The following is a 24880-nucleotide window of genomic DNA, read 5'->3' as shown; positions in this document are numbered from 1 at the left end:
TTTTACCGCAATATTGTTATCCAGCCTTTATACTTTTTGATACCGTCCGGTTTCTTCACTTCCAGTATATAGTAGTAAGTGCTTTCGTTCAGGTTGGAACCGTTCCAGTCGTTACGGTAATCTTTGGATTGGTACACCTGTCCGCCCCAGCGGTTGAAGATATATAGTGATGATCCCGGATATTTTTCAAGTCCGCCGATGATGAACCTTTCGTTCTTACCATCGCCGTTCGGCGTAATCACATTCGGGAACAAGAGGTCTGATCCTTCCACTCCCACTGCAGATACTCCTGTGTTATTCGTGCTGTCGGCATCCGGCATATTGGTGCTGTAGGCTGTCGCTTCATTGATCAGCTGTCCGCCTTCTATTACGCGGGAGGTCAGCGTCATTTGTACACTGGCCCCTGCTGCCAGGTCGCCGATATTCCATTCTACCAGTTTAGCAGCTGGTGATACTACTACCTGTCCCCTTTCGGCGGAAGTATGAGAAGGCACATCCAGCTGTACCGGCAGGCGGTCTTCAGCTTTCACGGCGGTCATTGCCACGTTGCCTGCATTCCTTACGGTGATACGGTAGGTGAGGTTCTGTCCCATGCGGTACGGTCCTGTTACCGGAGCCACTATTTCTTTGGTAACGATCAGGTCACCGGTATATGTATCAGTATCAGTAATTGTTACCGTTGCTTCACCGGTGCCGCCCTTTGTGAAGGTATAGCTGGCCGATTGTCCGCCGGTGAGCATGAGCACAACTGTTTCCGGCGATTCTACTTCACTGTCGTTCAGCACACTCACGGGAACGGTTACACTGCTGGCTCCTGCCGGGATGGTAATTGTGCCGGTAATAGCTGTATAATCTGCATCCGGTGTGGCAGTACCGCCAATCATATATTGAACAGTGATTGGCTCTGAGGTGCGCTTGCCGCTGGCCAGGCTGATGGCGAACGCGCCGTTTACACCCGGTTCAGTAGCATCCGGCCTGCTGGCGGTTACCACCAGGTTCAGGTTAGTGTGATCATCGTCTGCAATGGTTACAGTGGCGGTACTGTTAGCACCGGTTGTGTAACTCATGTGGGCCGATTCACCACTGGTAATGGTGAGCACCATCGTTTCTGCAGGTTCTATCAGGTCATCGTCTGTTACGGTTACCGGTACCACTACGCTCGACTGGCCTGCTGGTATTACCACTGTGCCGGTGAGAGCGGTATAATCGCTGCCTGCTGCGGCGCTTCCTGCAATTGTGTAGGTAACCGTGATATCTTCAACCGGTATTTTGCCGCTGGCCAGGCCAATGGTGAATGCTCCCGGTGTTGATGGCTCTGCCGCATTTGGCGTGGTAGCGCTTACGGTCATATCCATGTTCACGTTATCGTCGTCTGCTATATTCACTGTAATGGTGTTGCTGCTGCCTGGTGTAAACACAAGGCCTGTAGCCGTACCACCGGTACCTGTGATAATCACGGTTTCATTTCCTTCTATCAGCTGGTCATCCGTTACTGTTACCGGTATGGCGATGCTGTTCTGACCAGCCGGGATCACTACGGTACCTGTGAGGGCAGTGTAATCTGCACCGCCTTTTGCAGTACCCGTTACGGTATAGCTGGCGGTGATATCCACTGCTGCGGTAACACCGGTTGGCAGGCTAATGGTGAAGCCGCCGTTAGTAGCAGGTTCTGCGCCATCTGCGTTTTTAGTGATATTCAACACCAGGTTGCTTTCATCATCAGTGATGTTCACTGTAGCAATACCGCCGGTAGTGAAGGTGAAGTTGGCTGAGCTGGCGCCTGTTGGTGTCAGGATCACTGTTTCTGTGCCTTCTATCACCTGGTCGTCTGTAACGGTTACCGGTATGGTAACGCTGTTCTGACCGGCCGGGATCACTACTGTACCGGTAAGGGCGGCGTAATCCGCACCCGGGGTAGCCGTACCCGTTATAGTGTAGTTCACTGTAATATTTTCTGAAGAAGTAACGCCTGCCGGCAGACTGATGACGAAGTTGCCGTTAGTGGCAGGTTCTGCGCCGTCTGCACCTTTAGTAGCGGTTACTACCATGTTGGCCGGTACGCTGCTTTCATTATCGGTGATATTTACGGTAGCACTACCGTTACCAGCGAAGGTGAAGTGACCTGAAGTACCGCCGTTGAGGGCGGCTATTACTGTTTCTGTTACTTCTATGATCTGGTCGTCCGCAACAACTACGGGAACGGCTATACTGTTCTGGTCCGCAGGTATTACTACGGTGCCGGTGAGGGTGGTATAATCTGCTCCGGCAGTAGCGGTACCCGCTATTGTATAATTAACGGTGATCGCTTCGGAAGATGTGATACCTGCAGGCAGGCTCACCTTAAAGCCGCCGTTGGTAGCTGGTTCAGCTCCGTCTGTATCTTTGGAGATAGTCAGTGCCAGGCTGGCCGGTGTAATGCTTTCATCATCGCTGATGTTTACGGTTGCACTACCGTTGCCAGTGAAGCTGAGGCCGGTGGCTGTTCCTCCGTTTAAGGTCATGATCACGCTTTCGGTTACTTCAATCACCTTATCATCTTTTACTGTTACCGGAACGCTTACGCTGTTCTGACCTGCCGGGATAGTAATGGTTCCCGTGATGGCAGTATAGTCTGTGCCACTGATAGCGGTGCCGCTTACGGTATAGTTTACCTGGATATTTTCAGAGGTAATGATACCGCCGGGCAAACTGATACTAAAGCTTCCATTTGCAGATGGCTCTGCGGCGTCGGTGGTTTTCACGATCCTCAGTGTACGGTTAGCAGCGGTGTTTTCATCATCTGTGATGTTTACAGTAGCCGCGCCGCCGCCGGTGAAGGCAAAGCTGGCTGATGTACCACCGGTGAGGGTCATGTGCACTGTTTCAGTGCTTTCCAGGATCAGGTCATTGATCACAGGCACCGGTACGGTAACACTGTTCTGACCTGCAGGGATCACTACAGTACCACTGAGGGCAGTGTAGTCTGTTCCGCTGGTAGCTGTACCGCTGATGGTATAATTCACGGTAACTGCTTCAGATGAGGCCAGGCCGGCAGGCAAACTAATAGTAAACTCACCATTTGTGGACGGTTCTGCGCCATCACTGATGGCCGTTACTGCGAGTATGCGGTTGGCCGCTGTGTTGTCGTCGTCCAGTATGTTTACAATGGCATTGCTGCTACCTGTGAAAGTAAAGCTGGCAGAAGATCCACCGGTAAGCGTCACCACCACGGTTTCTGTATTTTCTATCAGCTTGTCGTCGATCACCGGTACCTGTACGGTAACGTTGTTCTGACCTGCAGGTATCACTGCTGAAGTATTCAATGCAGTGTAGTCTGTACCTGCGGTGGCGGTGCCGCCTATTGTATAATTTACGATCACGTTTTCAGAGGCTGTAATACCAGCTGGCAGACTGATAGTGAATGAGCCGGCTGTGGAAGGTTCTGATGCGTCGGCAGTTTTTACCACGCTGAGCACCCTGTTAGCCGCAACGTTATCATCATCTGTAATATTCACGGTGGCATTACCTGTACCGCCTGCAGTGAAGACGAAGCTGGCAGATGTTCCGCCGGTTGTTGTCAATACCACTGTTTCGGTTGGTTCAATCACCTTATCGTCTGATACATTCACTGGTACGGCTATACTATTCTGGCCGGCAGGGATAGTGATGACCCCGGTGATATTGGTATAGTCTGTACCGGAAGTTGCAGTACCTGCTACGGTGTAGTTAACCGTGATATCTTCAGCAGCGGTAATTCCTGCAGGCAGACCAATACTGAAGCTACCGTTGGTAGCCGGTTCAGCGGCATCGGCGGTGTTGGTTACAAGCAATACGCGGTTAGCTGCTGTGTTATCATCGTCGGCAATATTTACCGTAGCGTTGCCGCTGGTTGTGCTGGCAGTGAAGGCGAAGCTGGCAGATGTGCCGCCTGTAACGGTCATGATCACGGTTTCATTTCCTTCAATGATCTGGTCATCGGTTACGGTTACCGGTACGTTCACGCTGTTCTGACCGGCAGGTATCACTACTGTACCGGTGAGGTTTGCATAATCGGTACCATTCATCGCGGTGCCTGTAATCGCGTAATTCACGGTGATATCTTCCGCAGCGGTGATGCCGGCGGGCAAGCCTACATTGAAGTTGCCGTTCGTGCCTGGCTCTGCGCCATCTGCTGTTCTGCTCACCTGTATCACACGGTTAGTGGAGTTATCATCGTCATCATTAATATTCACGGTCGCATTACCGTTGGTGGTGCTGGCGGTGAATGCGAAGCTGGTAGAAGTGCCACCGGTGAGGGTCAGGATCACCGTTTCGGTTGTTTCAATCACCTGGTCGTTGATCACACTCACAGGAACGGTTACACTATTTTGTCCGGCAGGGATCACTACTGTGCCACTGAGAGCATTGTAGTCGGTTCCACCTGTTGCCGTACCGGCTGTGGTATAGCTTACGGTAATATCTTCGGCTGCAGTTACTCCGGCAGGTAAACTGATAGCAAAGCTACCGTTTGTACCAGGTTCAGCAGCATCAGCCGCATTGCTTACACTCAGCACCCGGTTAGCCGCGGTGTTATCGTCATCTGCGATATTCACTGTAGCATTTCCGCTGGTACTGCTTGCCGCGAGGGTAAAGCTGGTAGAGCTGGCCCCTGTAGCCGTCAATATTACTGTTTCTGTATTTTCTATGATCTGGTCGTTGATCACATCTACGGTTACCGGCACACTGTTCTGACCGGCCGGGATCACCACGGTTCCACCCAGGGCAGTGTAATCAGTTCCGCTGATGGCTGTACCGCCTATGGTGTAACTAACGGTGAGATCTTCCGATGCGGTATACCCTGCAGGCAGGCCAACGGTAAATATTCCATTGGTAGCTGGTTCTGCACCGTTCACAGGGTTGGTTACATTGATCACCAGGTTAGCTGCAACATTATCATCATCGGCAATATTCACTGTAGCGTTGCCGCTGGTAGTGCTAGCCGTGAAGTTAAAGCTGGTGCTGGTACCGCCTGTAAGCATCAGGGTCACCGTTTCAGGAGTTTCGATCACCTGATCGTCGATCACCGGTACGGTTACGGTTACACTGTCTTCACCGGCAGGAATTACCACTGAACCACTCAGCGCGGTATAATCTTTTCCGCTGGTAGCGGTACCGTTAACCGTATAATTCACTGTAATGTCTTCCGATGCAGTGATACCTAAAGGCAGGGTAATTGTGAATACGCCATTTGTGCCCGGTTCGGCAGCATCGGTGGTTTTCACCACACCCAGCACGCGATTAGCTGCGGTGTTATCGTTGTCTGTAATATTCACGGTGTCCTTACCGTTGGTGGTGCTGGCCGTGAGCGTGAAGCTGGTGGAAGTACCGCCGGTCAGTGTCATGATCACGGTTTCTGTAGGCTCAATCAGCTGATCGTCCTGTACCGGAACTGATACGGCTACACTATTCTGACCTGCCGGGATCACAGCTGTGCCTGTAAGTGCGGTATAATCCGTGCCACTGGTGGCAGTACCTGTTACGGTATAGGTAACAGTGATGTCTTCCGCTGCTGCATAATCTGTAGGCAGACTGATATTAAAGGTACCGTTGGTGCCAGGTTCTGCTGCGTCGCCTGTGTTGGCAACACTCAGCACCAGGTTGGCGGCTACGTTATCATTATCAGTGATATTTACGGTAGCATTACCGGTACCTGTAAAGGTAAAGCTGGAAGATGAGCCTCCTGCGAGGGTTGCTATTACTGTTTCTGTATTCTCTATAATCTTATCATCACTAACAATAACAGGAACGTCTACACTGTTATCACCAGCCGGGATCACTACTGATCCGCTTAAGGCCGTATAGTCGGCACCGGAGGCAGCTGTACCTGTTACGGTATAGTTCACGGTGATGTCTTCTACCGCAGTGATATTTGCGGGCAGGCTCACAGTAAAGGAACCGTTGGTTGCTGGTTCAGCCGCATCTGCCTTTTTGGTGATGCCCAGTACCAGGCTGGCCGGATTGCTGGCCTCATCATCTGTAATGTTCGCCGTAGCGGTGCCACTGGCGCCGTCTGGCACAAGGTTGAAGCTGGTACTGTTACCACTTGTTATGGTGACAACCACTGTTTCTGTATTCTCAATGATCTGGTCATCTTTTACTATTACCGGCAGACTAATGCTGTTCTGGCCCGCAGGCAGTACAATAGAATTTCCAATAGAAGTATAATCATCACCGCTGGCAGCAGTACCGGATACGGTATAGTTCACTGTAATATCCTGCGATGCCCTGTACCCGCTTGGCAGGCTGATGGTGAATGCAGCGTTGGTAGATGGTTCCGCTCCGTCTGCATTTTTGGTAATACTCAGCATAAGGGCAGCTGGTATATTGTCGTTGTCATCAATATCCATGGAAGCATTACTGCTGGTAGTACCTGGTGTGAAGCTGAAATTGGCGCTGGCGCCGCTGTTCAGTGTCATAACTACTTTTTCGGTGCCTTCAATGATCTGATCATCAGTTACGGTTACGGGTACCACTACGCCGTTCTGGTTGGCAGGGATCACCACTGAGCCAGAGAGGTTGGCATAATCGACACCGTTTACTGCATCACCTGTAATGGTATAGTTCACTGTCACATTTTCTGCAACGGTAACGCCTGTTGGCAGGCTGATCCTGAATGTACCATTGGCAGTCGGTTCTGCAGCATCTGCGGTTCTTACCACGCTCAGCTCCAGGTTATCCGGTATGTTGTCGTCATCTGTGATATTCACAGTAGCGGTGCCATTGGTAGTGCTGGCGGTGTAAGTGAAGCCGGCGGATGTACCACCGGTAAGGGTCATGATCACGGTTTCCGGGTTCTCAATTACCTGGTCATCTTTCACATTCACGGGTACGGATACACCGTTTTGTCCGGCCGGTATGATCACTGTACTGCTCAGCGCCGTATAGTCGTCGCCGGTAGTAGCAGTACCTGTTATGTTATAGTTTACGGTGATGGGCACTGATGCGGTATAGCCTGTAGGTAAACTGATACGGAACGAGCCGTTAGTACCCGGTTCAGCGGCATCTTTTGTTTTAGCTACACTGAGCACAAGGTTGGCACCTGTGCCATCATCGTCTGCAATATTCACAGTGGCATTACCATTGGTGGTGCTGGCAGTGTACACGAAGGACGGTGAGTTGCCACCTGTAACAGTGAGTATCACCGTTTCTGTACCTTCTATGATCTTATCATCGGAAACAGTAATGGGCAGATCTATACTATTCTGGTCTGCCGGTAATACTATGGAACCGGAGAGTGTTGCATAGTCTGTTCCGTTGATGGCCGTACCAGCAATGGTATAATTCACGGTTACCGGCTGTGCGGATTTAACATTCGCCGGCAAACTAAATGTGAAGGCGCCATTAGTACCTGGTTCTGCCGCATCGGCTTTCCTGGTGACGCTGATCACCTGGTTAGCTGCTGTATTGTCATTATCAGCGATGTTTACTGTTGCTGTGTTGTTACCACTTGCAGGCGCAAAGGTAAAGCTGGTACTTGTGCCGCCTGTAAGGGTAAGCGCTACGGTTTCTGTGCCTTCTATGATCTGATCATCGGTTACATCCACAGGGATCTTAACATCAGGCTGACCAGCCAGTATCTGTGCGGTACCCGACAGGGCAGCATAGTCGCCACCCGCAGTAGCTGTACCGGCTATCGTATAATTGACAGTGATAGTTTCCGAAGATGTATAACCAGCAGGCAGGCTGATGGTAAATTCTCCATCTGTTCCCGGCTCTGCACCATCAGCGCTGTTGGTAACAAGGAGCACTTTATTGGCATTGGTATTATCATCATCCGCTATATTCAATGTTGCCTGGTTACCGGCCGGATCTGCACTATATGTGAATGAGTTACCATCTGTACCACCTGTAAGGTTTAGTATAGCCGTTTCCGTATTCTCAATGATCTTATCATTTATTACAGACAGTGGTAAAGTAATACTGTTGGTATTTGCCGGTAACGTAATGGTAAAGATCGAGTAGTCGGTATTACGGGTCGCCGTACCGGTCATGGTATACGACAGCGTAGTATTGGCGCTGGATGTATAACCTGCAGGCAGGCTTACCGTAAAGGCGCCATTAGCAGATGGTTCCGCGGCATCGGTAGTTTTCACCACTTTCAGTACCCGGTTGGCAGCAATGGTATCATTATCCGCAATGTTCACTGTAACATCATTGTTGGCCGGATCAGGCGGGAAGATAAACGCATTACCACCACCATCTGTGGCACTGCCGGACAAGACTGTAAACGTCATTGTTTCTGTAGGCTCAATGATCTGGTCATCCTTTACTTTAAGATGTACAGTTACGGCATTGGTATTCCGCGGGATCACAACAGTACCCAGCGCCTCGTAATCCACACCGGATACAGCAGTACCGGATATGCGATACCCTACTGTAACATCCCATGCAGAAGTAGCCACACTAGCCAACTTCACCGTGAAGGAGCCATTGGTGGCAGGTTCCGCTGCATTCGTACCGGTAATTACTTGTATCGGCGTAGTGCTGGCAGCATTGGCATCTATGATATTTACTACAGCTCCGTTACCTGAAGGATCTATAGTGAACGGATAACTGGCGGAAGCTGCGCTGGTAAGTGTCAGTATCACTGTTTCAGGTCCTTCGATGACGCCATCGTTACCAGCATCTACATCAACATACACTTCGTTGGCGCCGGCAGGGATAACAATGTTCCCCCCAGACAGGCCCAGGAAATTATAGTCGATCGTATTGTCAGCTGTTCCACCTACAGGGCTATTGGCAAAGGTGACCACCACATCTTCGGAGCTGGTAACGCCCGGTGGCAGGGAAATCCTGTACTGACCGTTGGTACCGCCTTCTATTGCGTCGGATACTTTGGTGAGCAGCACAATGTTGCTGTTAGCAACATGATCATTATCATTGATAGTTACTGTAGCGGAACCTCCTCCACCTGCAACAGTATAACTGAACTGTGTATCATTTCCACCGGAGATATTCAGGATCACAGTTTCTGCTGGCTCAATCACGGTATTGTCTATCACATTCACGGGAACGGATACACTGTTCTGACCAGCAGGGATGATGATGGTACCTGTAATAGCGCGGTAATCTGTACCCGGAGTAGCGGTACCTGCGCCTATACTATAAGTTACCTGTATATCCCTGGCTGCTGTAATACCAGCAGGCAAACTTACCTTGAAGCTGCCATTGGTAGCTGGTTCTGCTGCGTCGGTTACTTTGGTAACAGCCAGTACCTGGTTGGCGGCGGTATTATCATCGTCTGCAATATTTACAGTGGCGCTGCCATTGGTAGTGCTGGCGGTATATGCAAAGTTGCTGCTGGAGCCACCGCTGACAGTAAGGATCACTGTTTCCAGACCTTCTATGATCTGATCGTCTTTCACGGTTACGGGAACAACTACACTATCCTGACCGGCGAGGATAACAGCAGTGCCGGTAAGCGCAGTGTAATCATCGCCACCTGTGGCTGTACCGCTGATAGTATAGGTAACGCTGATGTCTTCCGATGGTACTAAACCAGCGGGCAAACTGATGGTAAACTCTCCATTGGTACCCGGTTCTGCAGCATTGCCGGTATTGGTAACACTCAGTATACGGTTAGCCGTTGAATTTTCATCGTCTGTAATATTTACTGTAGCGTTGCTGTTAGTGCTGCTGACAGTGTAAGTAAGGCCGGGACTTGTGCCACCGGTGAGGGTAAGTATCACGGTTTCGGTGTTTTCCACGATCTTATCGTTGATCACACTTACCGGCACAGAAACCCCATTTTGTCCGGCAGGCAGGATTACTGAGCCTGTTAATGCAGTATAATCTGTTCCGCTTGTTGCGGTACCCGCTATAGTATAGTTGATGCTAATTGGCGCAGCAGCAGTATAACCTGCGGGCAAACTGATAGTAAAGGCCCCATTGGTACCTGGTTCAGCGGCATCGCTGCCTTTCACCACACTCAATACCTGGTTAGCAGCTACGTTGTCATCATCCAGGATATTGGCCGTAGCGCTGTTGTTGGTAGTGCTGGCGGTGAAGGCGAAACTTGTGCTGGTACCACTGGCAATGGTAACGGTCAGGGTTTCGGTGCCTTCTACGATCTGGTCATCTGATACGTTTGCCGGAAGAACTACATTGTTCTCACCTGCAGGCAGTACTACGCTGCCGCTTAACGTCGTATAGTCTGTTCCATTAGCACCGGTACCGGTCACAGTATAGTTAACCGTTACCGCTTCTGATGTTCTTATCTGTGCAGGCAAACTGATACGGAATGAGCCGTCGGTGGAAGGTTCTTCAAGATCAGACAGTTTCACTATACTGAGCACACGGTTCGCCACTGTGTTATCATCATCTGCTATATTCATGGTTGCCTGACCATTGGTTGGGCTGGCAGTGAAAGTAAGACTGCCGGCAGTACCACCGGTAATAGTTGCCACCACTGTTTCGGCATTCTCAATGAATTTATCATCGATCACATTTACAGGCAGTGTTACACCGTCTGCACCCGCAGGGATGGTAGCTGTGCCGGTAAGGCTCGCATAGTCTGTACCTGGTGTGGCTGTGCCGCTAATGGTATAGTTCACCGTAATAGGCTGGGCGACTGTTACCCCTGCAGGCAGGCTGATTTTGAAAGTATTGTTGGTAGCCGGTTCTGCAGCGTCGCCGGTTTTGGTGATACTGAGCACGCGGTTTTCGGGCAGGTCATCATTATCAATGATGTTACCTGTAGCGCTACCTGCCGCCGGATCAGGGTTAAAGGTAAAGCTGCCGGAAGAAGCGCTGGTAATAGTGATCACTGCTGTTTCCGTGCCCTCTATGATTTTGTCATCGGCAACATTACCAACAATAGCAATTCCACCGGTACTACCTGCTGAAATTGTTGCTATGCCGCTGAAGTCTGTTGGTGTAAGACCAGTATAATCCGTGCCTTTAATGGCTGTACCACCAACGGTATAATTAACCGTTACCGGTTCAGAAGAGGTAATTCCTGTTGGCAGGTGGAAATTAAACCTGATGGAAGTGCCGTCTTCAGACCCGTCCTGCACCAATTCTACAATTACGGTACGGTTAGCCGGCGTGTTGTCATCGTCCACAATATCAACAGTGGCGGTTGCAGCGGATGGAGATGCAGTAAAACTAAAGCTGCCACCGGTTCCACCGGTGATAGTCATGATCACTGTTTCTGTGGATTCGATGATCTTATCATCAATCACAGTTACCGGTACAGCTACACTATCCAGGCCAGCCGGGATGGTGATAGCGCCGGTGATGGCGGTATAATCTGTACCACTGGAAGCTGACCCTGTAATAGAATAATTCACCGTGATAGGTACAGATGAGGTTATTCCTGCAGGCAGGCGTACAGTAAAGCCGCCGGCGGTACCTGGTTCTGCTGCGTTGCCATCGTTGCTTACGCTCAATACTCGGTTCGCAGCGGTGTTGTCATCATCTGTAATATTAGCGGAAGCACTGGCATTTGTAGTGCTGGCGGTATAAGTAAAGTTAGTGCTGTTGCCACCGGTGATGGTCAGCGTCACTGTTTCAGTACTTTCTATTACCTGGTCGTCGGTAACTGTAACTGGCACGGCTACACTGTTCTGGCCGGCAGGTATAGTTGCTGTGCCGGTTAACGTAGTATAGTCTGTTCCGTTAGTGGCGGTGCCGCCTATAGTATAATTCACGGTGATCGCTTCCGATGGGAGCTTGCCTGAAGGCAGGCTGATACTGAACCCTGCATTGGTAGAAGGTTCTGCGCCATCGGCTGTTTTAGCAATGCTCAGTATGCGATTGGCCGGGGTATTGTCATCATCTAAAATATTTACGGTAGCATTACCATTGGTAGCGCTGGCAGTGAAGGCAAAACTGGTACTGGTTCCGCCGGTGAGGGTAAGTATCACCGTTTCTATGTTTTCCAGTAATTCATCATTTGCTACAACTACCGGTACCAGGATGCTGTCCTGGCCGGCGGGTAATATCACCGTACCTGTCAGCGTAGTATAGTCGGTACTGTTAGCTGCAGTTCCGCCGATGGTATAACTTATAGTAACAGGTTCTGAAGAAGTAATACCTGTTGGCAGGCCGATCTTAAATGCTCCGTTGGTGGACGGCTCGGAAGCATCGCCGCCGGCGTTCCTGACACCTAAAACGCGGTTGGCGGTAGTATTATCATCATCATCGATGTTGGCCGTAGCGCTGCCGTTAGTGCTGCTGGCAGTGAAGGCAAAGCTGGTACTGGTACCACCGGTCACCGTTGCTATAACGGTTTCAGTGTTCTCAATGATCTTGTCATCGGTAACGGTGAGCGGCAAGGATACGCTGTTCTGTCCTGCAGGTAGCAGCACAGTGGTTCCCAGGGCAGTGTAATCAGCGCCACTGCTGGCGGTACCGGTTGGTGTATAGGTTATGGTTATATCTTCTGATGCGGTGATACCAGCTGGTAAACTGATAGTGAACTCGCCGTTGGTAGCTGGTTCTGCGGCATCTGTTTTCTTCACGATGCTCAGTACGCGGTTAGCAGCGGTGTTATCATCATCCGTTATGGTAAGAGTGGCATTACCATTGGTAGTACTGGCTGTATAGTTAAAGCTGGTGCTGGTACCTCCGGTAAGCGTTACCAGCACAGTTTCGTTATTCTCAATTATCTGGTCGTCGGTTACACTAACTGGCAGGGCTACACTGGGTTGACCTGCCAATAAGATAACTGTACCTGTGAGGGCGGTATAATCAGCCCCACCTGTGGCTGTACCACCAATGTTATAGCTAACGGTAATGTCCTCAGAAGAATGAATACCGGCAGGCAAACTGATCATAAAGCCGCCGTTGGTGCCCGGTTCCGAAGCATCGGCTGTTTTAGCAATGCTCAGCACCAGGTTGGCAGGTGTATTCTCATCATCTATTACATTCACAGTAGCATTACCCGCAGTAGCAGCCGGGGTAAGCGTAAAGTTAGTGGAGCTGCCGCCTGTTATGGTCACTAATACCGTTTCAGGTTTTTCCACAAGCTGGTCATTGGCCACTATTACCGGTAATACTACGCCAGGCTGACCTGCAGGGATCACTACCGATCCGCTCAGTACACCATAATCTGCACCTGGTGTGGCAGTACCGCCAACAGAATAATTCACGGTAATATCTTCAGATGAAGTAACACCTGTTGGCAGGCTGATGTTGAATGCCCCGTTGGTAATGGGTTCTTTGGCATCGCTGGCCCAGGTTACCCCTACCGTGGTTTTAGCCGGGTTATTGCTGTCATTATCAGCAATATTCAGGGAAGCGGCGGCTTGTGTAGTGCTGATATTATAAGCGTTACCGCTACCGGCGCCGAAAGCGCTGTTCAGCGTAACGGTCACCCCTTCTGTTATTTCAAGGATGTTATCGTCCGTAACCGTTACAGGAAGGGTTATACTGCTACTACCTGCCGGAAAGACAACTGAACCGCTCAACGCCGTATAGTCGGCGCCGTTAGCTGCCGTACCTGTTACCGCATAATTCACGGTGATATCTTCCGTAGCTGTTACGCCTGCAGGCATGCTGATGCTAAAGGAACCGTTCTGTGTGCCTTCAGCGCCATCCTGTACTTTGGAGATGGCCAACACCTGGCTGGCAGTGGTTAAACCACCAAAGGTGGAGAAGTTTTGAATACCGCTGAACTCAACGTATTCCACGCCATCCTGCTGACCGGTAGCTGATGGGGTGATCTCAGTAATATTAGCCAGTCCCTGAGGAGCCAGATCAGCCAGGGTGGAAGTAATATCGCCGGTATGTTTGAACCATGCCCACCGTTGTGCACCGGTTACGCCGCGGGTACCGGACAGCATATTTTCTGCATTGGTCCTTTCCGCAGGATTCCAGAAGAGACGAAGGGTAATACCGCCGTTCTGTGTCAGGGCTGCACCCGTGTAACTGATTTGTACCAGCCTGCGCATTAACTGCGTACCATAGTCGGTACCGCTGTTCCTACCCAATGCTGCGCTCATATCCCTGTTCACATCTACCAGTGCAGAGAGTTTGGTAACATCCATGGTATTGCCGTTCAGGGCAATGGATGCAACGTATTTGTTCGGATCTGAAGGATCAATGAAATAAAGTGTATTGTTATCAATACAGGTAGCTGTTACTGTTCTCACCGTTGCATCCGGCACCAGGTTAGCAGTGCGCTGGAGGTGACTGGTGATGAGGGTAAACACAACGCCATCTTTCAGAGCGCTCAGGTTTTCAAAGCTCACAATACCGCCATTAAAGCTGGTGGCAGGTATCTCGCTCACCGTACCGGTAGCGAAGTTACCGTCACCATCTTCATCTATCATGATGGTAAAGTCTTCAGTAGCGGTTCCTTTTACAGTGATGCCGTTCAGGTTGAACTGCAAACTGAGAGGCTGGGTGCTGATATCATAGTTGGTGAATTGTGTTTTCCATTCCTGTGTAAGGCGCTCGGGGATACAGCTGCCCACAGGCAGGTCGGTACCTGTTACAGTGAGAGCGTTGCTGTTGCTGCCGAGCATCAGGTAACTTTTGTCTGCATTGAAAACATTAGTGTTGTCTGCATTGGTAGCGGCGATAGTACGCATTCCGATTGTCAGGATAGAACCTGTGTGGATACTGCGGGACTGTTTCTGTACCAGTCCTTCACGATCATCGCGGCCAATACCGAAGATGTTGTTTTTATAAGTACTGTTATTCGTTGCATTCCAGATCACGGAACCGTCTGTAGCCAGGTAATTCTGTGCAGCAGACTGGTCGAGCGTGATACCATATTTAACGCCAAGATATGATTCTACCTGCTGCGCCTCTGTAGCGGTGAGAGCAGATTTGTACACGATCACTTCAGGGATCTTACCGTTGAAGATACGGTTGGTATAGGTAGAACCACCGGTAGTCCGACCGCCTACTTCAAAGAAAGAGCCATCCGCCTGCGGTACACAGTTGGTACCTAGCACTGGACCTCGTTTGCCGTTCAGCCAGGTGCTTCCATTCAGGGAGTTAGCTGCATTCACATAAATACCCCTGGCGATAATCGGGCCCGCATAAGGAGGAGTAGACGGAGCTTCCAGGCAACCGTTGCCATCAAGAGTAAAGTTGCCGGTGTTGGTATATACCAGTCCCCTTCCGGAACCGCCACCCGCCAACCAATTTCCATTGCTGGCGAAGATACCACCCAAACCATTTGCCGGGACACCTTCAGGAGCACTCACAGAGAAAACGGAAAGATTAGCAGATGTATTCCAGTTAGTACCGGCATCTCCTTTCAGAGATTTTCCTAGCGCACCCGTAAAATCAAGTGTTGGGTTAAAGTTAATGCCATTAGCTACCTGGATAATATCTGCCGAAGCAGTAATCGCATCTGTGTGGCTAGGTGTGGACGCGCGCAGTTCAGTTTTCATGGCCCCTGCCTGGTTCAGCCATTGCTGTACCTGGTTGCTGCCGTTCACCTGTACATCTGCATCAGCTTTTACCCACAGCATTTCATTGGGTACACCGCCCGGTGCGGTAACAAAGCTGGCGAAAGTGAAGTATTGGTTATTGGTAAGATCAATAGTGGTTGAATAGCTTGGAACACCGTTCACATCTGTCTGGGACAACTGTATAAATTGGTCTCCCCCATCAAAAGTAGCATCGCTGCTTACTACCAGGTAAGGTGTTTTAGCAATTAATGGCAGCTGATCTTTTGCGACGGAAATAGTCACCGTACCGACGGTACCTGTTTCCTGCACTTTCCATACTCTTGCCATACGCGTGGTTACAGCAGGGTTACCTGTGATAGCAGTGCCAAATAAAGTGCTGGCGCCATCATCTCCCCAAACCAGGTATGATTTATCGGTAGCAAATGTATTGGTATTGGCGATGTTGCTTGCAGCAATACCTCCCAGGCCCACTGTGGGCTGGAAACCTGCATTGATGCTCTGGCTCTGCTTCTGAGTAAGCCCTTCCACATCGTCGCGGCCAATACCGGTGATGTTATTTTTATAAGTAGTGTTAACGGTGGCATCCCATACTTTGGTGGTACCATCCGTAGCGAGATAATCGGTAGTCCCGTTATTCAGCGTAATACCATATTTGATAGCCAGGTAACTTTCAACCCGTTGCTGTTCAGTGGCAGTAAGCGCATTGGCATACACAATAGTTTCACCCAATGAACCGCTGTAATACCAGCCGCCACCACTAAGTACGTTGTCGCCCAAATAAGCCAATGCTACAGAGGATGTATTAATAGGCTGATTGCCAACAGCTATAAGTCCAACTGCAGCGGATGCACCATTGATCCTCATCTGGGTAGCTGCCGTAGTGGTATTAGCTGCATTGGTGTACATGGTGATGCCGGGAAGCATGGTATTGCCTCCTGTATTACCATAACGGCTGTAGGAAGTTTCAATAGAGCGCTGGCCTCCGCCTATCTCCATAGCATAACGGTTGCCGGTAGATGTTGCAAGCTGATTGCCCCAGCTGATTAAGCTGCGGCTGGCGATTGATGCGTTGGCTGTCATCGCAATAACAGTTCTTGCGCTGGTGCCCAGAGGCAGTTTTGTACCATCCAATATCATACGATGGCTGGTACCATTGAATTTTACAACTGGGTTAAAGTTGACATTATCAGTTGCATTTTGGGCATACAGTGGCTGGTTAGCCGTTGTAACCTGTGTTGCATTGTTCAGGTCGGATGCATAGTCGGTCCAGCCATTGATGGCAGTATTATCCGTTGTGCCGGATGTACCTGCATCAGCACGTAGCCAAAGGCTGGTTCCTGCTACGCCACCCGGTGCTTTGATAGACGCTGCATAAGTGAAGTATTGTCCACTGGTCAGATCCACCGTAGCGGCATATTGCTTCACGCCATTAAGGGTGGTTGCGGTTACAGGGATAAATTGGTCAGTTCCGTCAAAAGTGGCATCGTTACTGATAACGAGATAGGTCTGTGCGGCATTGGGCAGTGCATCATAAGGCACGGCTACCTGTACGTTACCAACAGTACCGGTTTCCTGGACCTTCCAAACTCTCGCCATGCGGTAGTTTGCTACAGGGTGACCTGTGATCGCAGTTTTAAACAGGCTGCTGCCGGCGTTATCGCCCCATACCATATAGGATTTATCAGCAGTAAATGAGTTGGCATTTGCCGTATTCGTTTCAGATAAACTGTTTAAGGCTATAGCCAGCTGCATACCAGCTGCTGTATTACGGGATTGTTTCTGGTTAAGATCTTCCGCATCATCGCGGCCGATACCGGTGATATAATTACCATAACCGGTGTTGGTGGCGGCGTTCCATATTGTACTGCCATCGGTGGCAAGATAATTGGAGGCGCCGTTATTCAAGCTAATACCGTATTTAATAGCCATGTAGGTGTTCACACGCTGTTGCTCATTTGGCGTAAGCGCATTCGCGTAAACGATCAGGTCGCCCATGCGGCCACTATAAGAGTTAGGACCGTTCCAACCAAGCTGGAAAAGAGTATTGTTACCGGTAAGCACACTGTTATTATTACCGTTAGCTACATTTAACCCATTCCGGTAAATGGCCTGCCGGTTGGCAGCAAGACTATTATCATTGGTGGCAGTCCAGAGAATGATCTGGTTATTGATATCTCCCGCATTATAAGTAAGACGGTTATTGACATATGGTGCATCCCAGTAAACAATATTGTCAGACCAGGTGGCATGCAGGGTGAACTGGGTGCCTGTACCGGCAGGTTCTGTAAAAATAACGGCGGCAACAGTATTTGATTGGCTACCTGCAAAAAAAGCTGCTTCTCCGGTGTAGGTACCTGTCTTCAGTAAAGAAGTAACACCTGTCATTCCATTTGTCACATTAGCGCCTCCATTAAACTTAACCACCGGGTTAAAGTTCATATTGCTGGTGGCATTATTGAAATACACTGGCTGACTGGCCGGTGTATTCTGTGACATATTGTTCCCGTTAGGGCTATAGTCATTCCAGCTGCTGATCGGCGTACTGTCTGCGTTAGCAGAAGTACCCAGATCCGCGCGTAACCACACCAGCTTACCACTGTTTACACCACCCGGGTATTTTACGGCGGCGCCGAAGGTGAAATACACACCATCCGGCATCAGGCTGGAATTGAGGGTAATTGTCTTATCTGCATTCAGCGGCAGTTCCTGGCTGATGGTAGCAAAAGTGGGATCAGAGCTGATCAGCAGGTATACTTTTGTGCCCGGAGCATCTGCTTTCAATGTAATAGACTGATCAGCCCAGTTGGTTTTATCTACTTTCCAAACACGCGCAAGACGGCGGGTAGCGTTTGTTCCGCTTACAATATTTCCATAAGAGGTAGCTGATAACCCATTGTCTCCAAAAACAAAGAAAGATTTATCGTTGGTAATGGTATTGGTATTCTGTTCATTGGTAATAGCAATGCTGTTCCCCAGGGAGATGGTTACAAAACCAGTGTCTACACTGAGCGACTGCCTGGTATTCAACGCAGTGCCATTATCCCTTCCTATACCAGTAATGCGGGATTTATAAACAGGATCGGCAGTCCAGTATTTAGTGCCATCGGTGGCCAGGTAATCAGTAGCGCCGTTACCGATGGTAATACCATATTTAATACCGAGGTAAGATTCTACTGACTGGCGTTCGGCATCCGACAGCACACGATTATAGGCAATCACTTCTCCCATATTACCCATCCAGTAAAATGCCCTTCCGCCTATTGTGCGGGAACCTATAGAAATAAGATTAGCTGTGAGTGGTGTTAAATTAACGGTACCCTGGTTGTCAAAGGTGTAGTTTCCAAAAATACGAATTCCATTAGGTATATTATTGGCCTGGGTACCACTAAAAATATAGGGTTTATTGGGCTGATAAGTAAGCAAACCACCTATACCAGTCACCGATGCAGCATTCTCCAGGTACTGCAGCTGCCCCGTGTTAATGAGCCGGAATTCCATTCCATGAGCGGAACCTACCGCTCCGCTGCTGATAAGATCTCTTACTGATGCAAAACCAGCACCACTGGCTACCGCAAAAACAGTGGCGGTAGACGGATCTATGCGCGTAGTAGCAATATCCAGGAAGTCATCCGTACCGTCGAACGCCAGGCCGTAATTAAAGTTGAGCGCTTTCGCATCTGTAATAGGCTGGCTGCCCACTACGCTTTGGAAAGCATCATTGCCATAGTTACTGTAGTCACTCCATTGGGTGCCGCCGGACATACCATCATCTGCACGCAGCCAGAAAGTAATACCATCTTTTACTCCGTTCGGGCCGGTGATCATCCTGGCGAAAGTGAAGTAAGCGCCATCAGGCAACAGGTTACTATTAATAGTAACGGTGCTGTCGTCATTCAATGCGTAGGTAGCATCTCCTGCACCAAAAGTAGCATCAGTGCTTACGAGCAGATAAGTACGTGCGCTGCCACCAGACAACCTGAAAGTGATATTCTGATCGGCCCACTTATTTTTCTGTGCTTTGAAGATGCGGGCCATGCGACTGTTAACAGTACTGATACCGGTAACAGGCGTCAGGTACGTAGTAGCGCCGCCATCGTCACCAAAGCTGAGGAAGGAAAGATCGTTGGTAATAACTGTTGCATTGGCTTTGTTGGAAACTGCAACTGCAGTACCCACAGCTATGGTCACCAGGCCTGTATCTGCACTTACCGATTGTTTCTGGTACAACATGCCCCTGTCGTCACGGCCTATACCGGTGATATGTCTGGCGTAGCTGCCACCAACGGAAGCTTGCCACATTTTAGTGGTACCATCGCTGGCCAGGTAATCCACCGGTGTATCAATTCCCAGCGTAAGACCGTATCGCAGCGCCATATAGGATTGTAACTGCTGACGTTCTACTGCACTTAACTTACGGGAATACATGATCACTTCAGATATATCACCATTGAACACGGAATTGTGACCGGCGCCGATATAATCTTTAACCGGAGCTGAAAGGAAGCTCACCGCGTTGGAATTGTCTGTCAGCAACACTTTGCCATCGATACCCGCCGCCCAGTCATTAGTCGCGCTCCAGATATTCAGCATATGTGCATTACGCACATTTACGGATGCAGGGTAAGTAAAATTCCTGCGTGCAGTACTTGATCCAAAATAGCTGTAGTGAGTATTATTAGTCCAGGTGTATACAGCCTGGTTGCTGGCATAAGTACCTCCAAATTCGAAAGGATAGCTTGTACTCGCAACACTGTTATCTATATTTGAAAATTGTACAGAGAAGATCTCACCTGCAGTCATCGCATTGGCAAACTGTGGTAGTGTGAAATAATTCCCGCCACCAAAACCGATACCTGGGTTAAAATTGAAGGAGGCTTCCTTCCAGGGCGTTGCAGCACTACCTGCCCGGGGCCATACACGGCGGGCTGGGCTCAACTCTGTCCATTGTGTGGCGATGTTGCCACCTGCTACCACCCCGCTATCTGCTCTTGCCCATACTTCCAGGCCGGCGGCTATACCTGCCGGTGCTGCCTGTGTATTACCAAAAGTGAAATAAGCGCCGTCTGGCAGCAGATCGCTGTCGAGTGTCAGCGAGCCGGTTGCATCCAATGTATATACTTTATCTCCTGCGCCAAAAGTTTCATCCGTGCTAACCAGCAGGTAGTTTGTGTTGTTTCCTCCTGTCAGCACCAGCGTGATGGGGCTCTTAGCCCAGTTGCTGCGATCTGTTTTATAGATACGCGCCATGCGCAGGGTAATATTGCCCAGCCCTGTAACCCCTTGGGTATACGTTGCCGCCTGGCCGTTATCGCTGAAAGTAAAGAAGGAAAGATCGTTGGCGATATCGGAAGGATTCTCCCTGTTGGATGCTGTAAGGCTGCTGCCTGCGCTAATGGTTACATTGGCGCCGTCCAGTTGCGATAAGCTTTGTTTCTGAAGCAAGGTACCGTTGTCGTCCCTGCCTATACCGGTGATACGTTCGCCGTAGCCGGTATTTTTAGAAGCTGTCCACATCCGGGTGGTGCCATTGCTGGCAATGTAATCGGTGAGTGCGCCGGCTGCTGTTTTTAAGGTGAGACCGTATTTCAGTGCCAGGTAGCTGTTTACCTGTGCGCGCTCAGTGGCGTTCAATTGCCGGTTATAGAAGATCAGCTCTGACATACGGCCATTGAAATTGGCGAAATGCCCTGCGCCAATGGCGGTGTTCATCGCTGTACCTCTCGAAAAATTAACCGGGAAAGCAGCGCTGCTGCCTATCGTTTTGCCATCGAAGTTCAATGCCCAGCTGCCGGGTGCGCTCCAGTTATTCAGGATATGCGCCTGTTGTATGTTAATGCCCGTTAATGCGTAACCAGGTCTTGTGTTAGTACCGAAGTGCGTATAGTGACTTCCGTTATACACATAGACCGGCTGGCCGCCCGTCGCTGCGGGATCACCGCCAAATTCAAACGGGAAGCTTGGCGTGGTAGAAGTTGCTGCCAGGTTGGAGAGCTGTACTGAGAATATTTCTCCCGCTGTATAACCTTCAGTAAACTTTGGTACGCTGAAATAATTATTTCCCAGGAAATTGATGCCCGGGTTATAATTAATAGCGTTCTTCTGCCAGCCGAGAGGTGCGTTGGCAAGGGCCAGTGGCCATTCTCTCTGCACGGCCTGGTCTTCCCACTTGAGGATATTGCCGTCTACAACTGTTGCACCTTCATCTGCCTTCACCCATGCCTGCAGATTAGTGGCTACCCCACCGGGGAACCGCTGCAGCTGGCCGAACGTAAAGAAAGCGCCATTGGCCAGGTCGGCACTGGAAAGGGTTACAGTGCCTGTGTTGCTCAGTTTCAGCTCGCGGGTAACAGTACCAAAAGCAGCGTCTGTACTGATGAGCAGGTAATTATTCTCTGTGCCGCCTGCCAGTTGCAGTGTTACCTGCTGGGTATTATTCCAGGAAGCAGTTTTCTGTACCCGCCAAACGCGGCCCATGCGGCTGTTGGCATTAGTGCTGGTTACCGGGGTGAAGTAACTGGTACTGCCATTGTTATCGCTGAATACCAGGAATGATTTGTCCTGTGTGAAAGTATTGGCATTAGCAGCGTTGGAAGCAGCGATGGCATTTCCCAATGCAATGGTTACAATACCGGTGTCCTGGCTCAGCGACTGCCTCTGGTTCAACATGCTGCAATCATCGCGGCCAATGCCGGTAATGCGCGTGCCGTAACCGGTGTTAGATGCAGCCGTCCATATTTGTACTGCGCCATCGCTGGTAACATAATCCGATGCCCCGGCATTGAGTGTGATACCATATTTCAGCGCCATATAAGATTCTATGCGCTGAATTTCTGCAGGGGTAAGGTCACGGTTGTAGATGAACACTTCAGGGATCAGCACTTTTGAGTATTCCCCGTACGCGGCGCCCCCCACATCCAGTGTCCATACACCGGCGTCAGAAGTAGTGCCGTTTTTCAGCAGAGTGCCATTACCTTTAAATTCGTATGCACCGGTGGCGCCTCTTTCAAATGAATAGAGTTTACCTTTTGCAGTTACCGCGTTACCGGTATTAAGCCAACTTTCCGCATACAGCCGGTTTTCCATCGAGGCATGCCAGCCCATTAATTTATTGCCGGTGGAACTGGTGAACACACGCCCGGTCTGGGAGCCTTCCAATTGTCCCATACCCATGATGGAATATGCGCCGGTTACACCAGCAGAAGCGGGTACCCGGTGCGCATCGTTGCCATCATAATAAATGGCGGGGTTGAAGTTCACCATGCCGGTGGTGTTGTCTGGGTCGCCTGTTACGATCATGTGATTGGCATTACCGGAAATATCGCCCCAGTTTACGCCGTTCACCGCCTGGTCGGCCCGGTACCATGCCAGGATGCCGTTGTTTACGCAGGCAGGGCCCTGGAAGGTCATAGGTATACTATTGCCAAATTCTGAAGTACCGCAATTGTTGGCGGGTATACGAAGCGTGGCAGTCCAGAAACCCAGGCCGGTAGCACCCGGCCCGGCATTGTAAGTGATCGTTTGTGTAGATGTACCGGCAGATAATCCTGTTAAGGAAGTAACAAAATATTGCCCGCTCGTTTTGCCCGTAGCAGGATCGTTGGCATAAATATCTACTGTGTATTGTGCACCTGCTGTTATATTCGGTATCGTGAGCTGTAACTGGTACTGCCCTCCTCCCTGTGCGGTGGATGACACCAGTACCGGCGTTTTGCCGCCGGCAGCTGTATAAGTACAGTTACCGGCGGGGTTTGAGATACCCAAACCGGTATTGTTATAAATGGAGTTATCGGAGATGATCACCTTATTGGGGGCGTCATTATTAATACCTGCGCCACCATTGTCATGGATCACGCAACCGGTTACCTGTGCATCCGTTACGCCTGCGCCGCCGTAAAACCAGATACCGTGATTGGTGCTGTTTACCACTGTATCACCTGCCAGGTCTACATCTGTTACCGCGTTGGCGCCGTTTATCAGTATACCTGAGCGGCGTTGGTTATAGAAAGATGAATTAATGACATCTACGTTCGTTCTTGCTGCATTGTTATAAAGTTCAATGCCATCAAAGCCATTGGTGAACTTTGAATTGTTCACCTGGAAATTGGTGGCGGCTGCCCCTACGTTAATTCCATCGTTCTCAAATCCGTCAAACGTAACGTTATTGATAGCTACGCCTGTGGCGGCTGCAATAAATGAAACACCTATATCAGCATCGTCTGTATTGGCCAGTTTATCTCCATTCAATATTGAATTGCTGAAATTAAAACCGTTTACCGTGCTTTCAAATCTGATATAACAATTCGCAGCGTACAACCCCGGCACCTGGTTCTCCATCATCACTTTATTGATTGTAATATTGCTGGCAGCGCCATTAAACCAGATATTATAAATGTCGTTCTCATTTATATCTATTGTGTCAAGGGTAATGCCGTTGGTCGTATTATCGAAACGGATGGCATAGTCCCCATCGTTATCCGTTCCTATCACATCCATATCAATTGTAGTCCTGTTGATCTCAAAATTGGTAGCCGGATAATCACAATAGATACCCAGCGCTATCCCGCTCCACAAGCTGTCTATGGTCACATTCCTGAACATTACGTTGTTCGCTGTTTCTACGGCGCCGGCAGTATTATCGAGCACAATACCATTCTGGAACCCGCTGATATTACTGTTGGTCAGTGTCAGTCCGTTCACGCCTGCATCACGGAATACGATACCTTCTCCCCCGCGCGTATTGCCGGCTGTGCGGAGTTGGATGTTATCCATTACCAGGTTGGTTTGCATACCGCCTGTAAAATAGAAGGCCCGTCCATTATATACGCCTCCTGCAGGTTCCACGTCGGTGGAGTATATATTTCTTACTGTCAGTCCCGTGGAGGCTCCCTGTACCCTCATAAATGCATTCAGGAAATTACCCACGGTACTGAAAGAGCGTATATTCTCCACCGTTACCCCTGTTGTATTGGGAAAAATGTCTACATCAATGTCCCCGCTGTTCTGCACGGTGAAATTCCGGATGGTCACACTGTCTGCATTAATCACAAAAGGATTAATAACAGAGTTGGTACCGGTGGCATACAACGTGATCCTGTTCTGACCATCGATGGTCAGCTTCTTTGCCGTAATGGTGGGCATAGAAGAAGCCAGCGTGATCTGTCCGTGCACATTGAACACGATCTCGTGCGGTCCTGCGCCTGCGGCGTTTGCATCCAGGATGGCCTGCCGGAATGAACCGGTTCCCGCGTCATTCGTATTGGTGACAGGGAAGCTGTTTGCCTTTGCAGCAACAGCTGTCATCATCCCAAACAGTGCCAGCAACAAATGCTTGCAGCCTTTGCTGAAAAATCTCGAATCGGGTTTCGTAACATTAAAGAGGGACATAATGCAATAAACTTAGAGTAATGAGGGGGCCTTTCCGCTATGTTGTACACAACGAACCGGCAGGGTTCTTTAGGAATCCATGCATGCTTGTATTCAGATATGGTTGC

1 protein-coding gene is annotated in these 24880 nt (G+C 49.8%); it reads right to left on the bottom strand.

Annotated features, from left to right (window positions below):
- Nucleotides 1–2 precede the first annotated feature (2 nt).
- The gene (locus FN124_RS27410) at nt 3–24773 is read right to left on the bottom strand and encodes a DUF8202 domain-containing protein (RefSeq protein ID WP_142687968.1); all 24771 of its coding nucleotides are present in this window, start codon (nt 24771–24773) and stop codon (nt 3–5) included.
- Nucleotides 24774–24880 lie beyond the last annotated feature (107 nt).

The organism is Chitinophaga polysaccharea (assembly GCF_902150045.1).
Classification (GTDB): Bacteria; Bacteroidota; Bacteroidia; order Chitinophagales; family Chitinophagaceae; genus Chitinophaga; species Chitinophaga polysaccharea_A.
The sequence above is the reverse complement of the archived record's forward strand: the minus strand, read 5'-3'. Positions and strand labels throughout refer to the sequence as shown.

Bases quoted from the DNA above. Each gene is read 5' to 3' on its own strand.
- FN124_RS27410 (WP_142687968.1), bottom strand. From the start codon at position 24,773: ATGTCCCTCTTTAATGTTACGAAACCCGATTCGAGATTTTTCAGCAAA.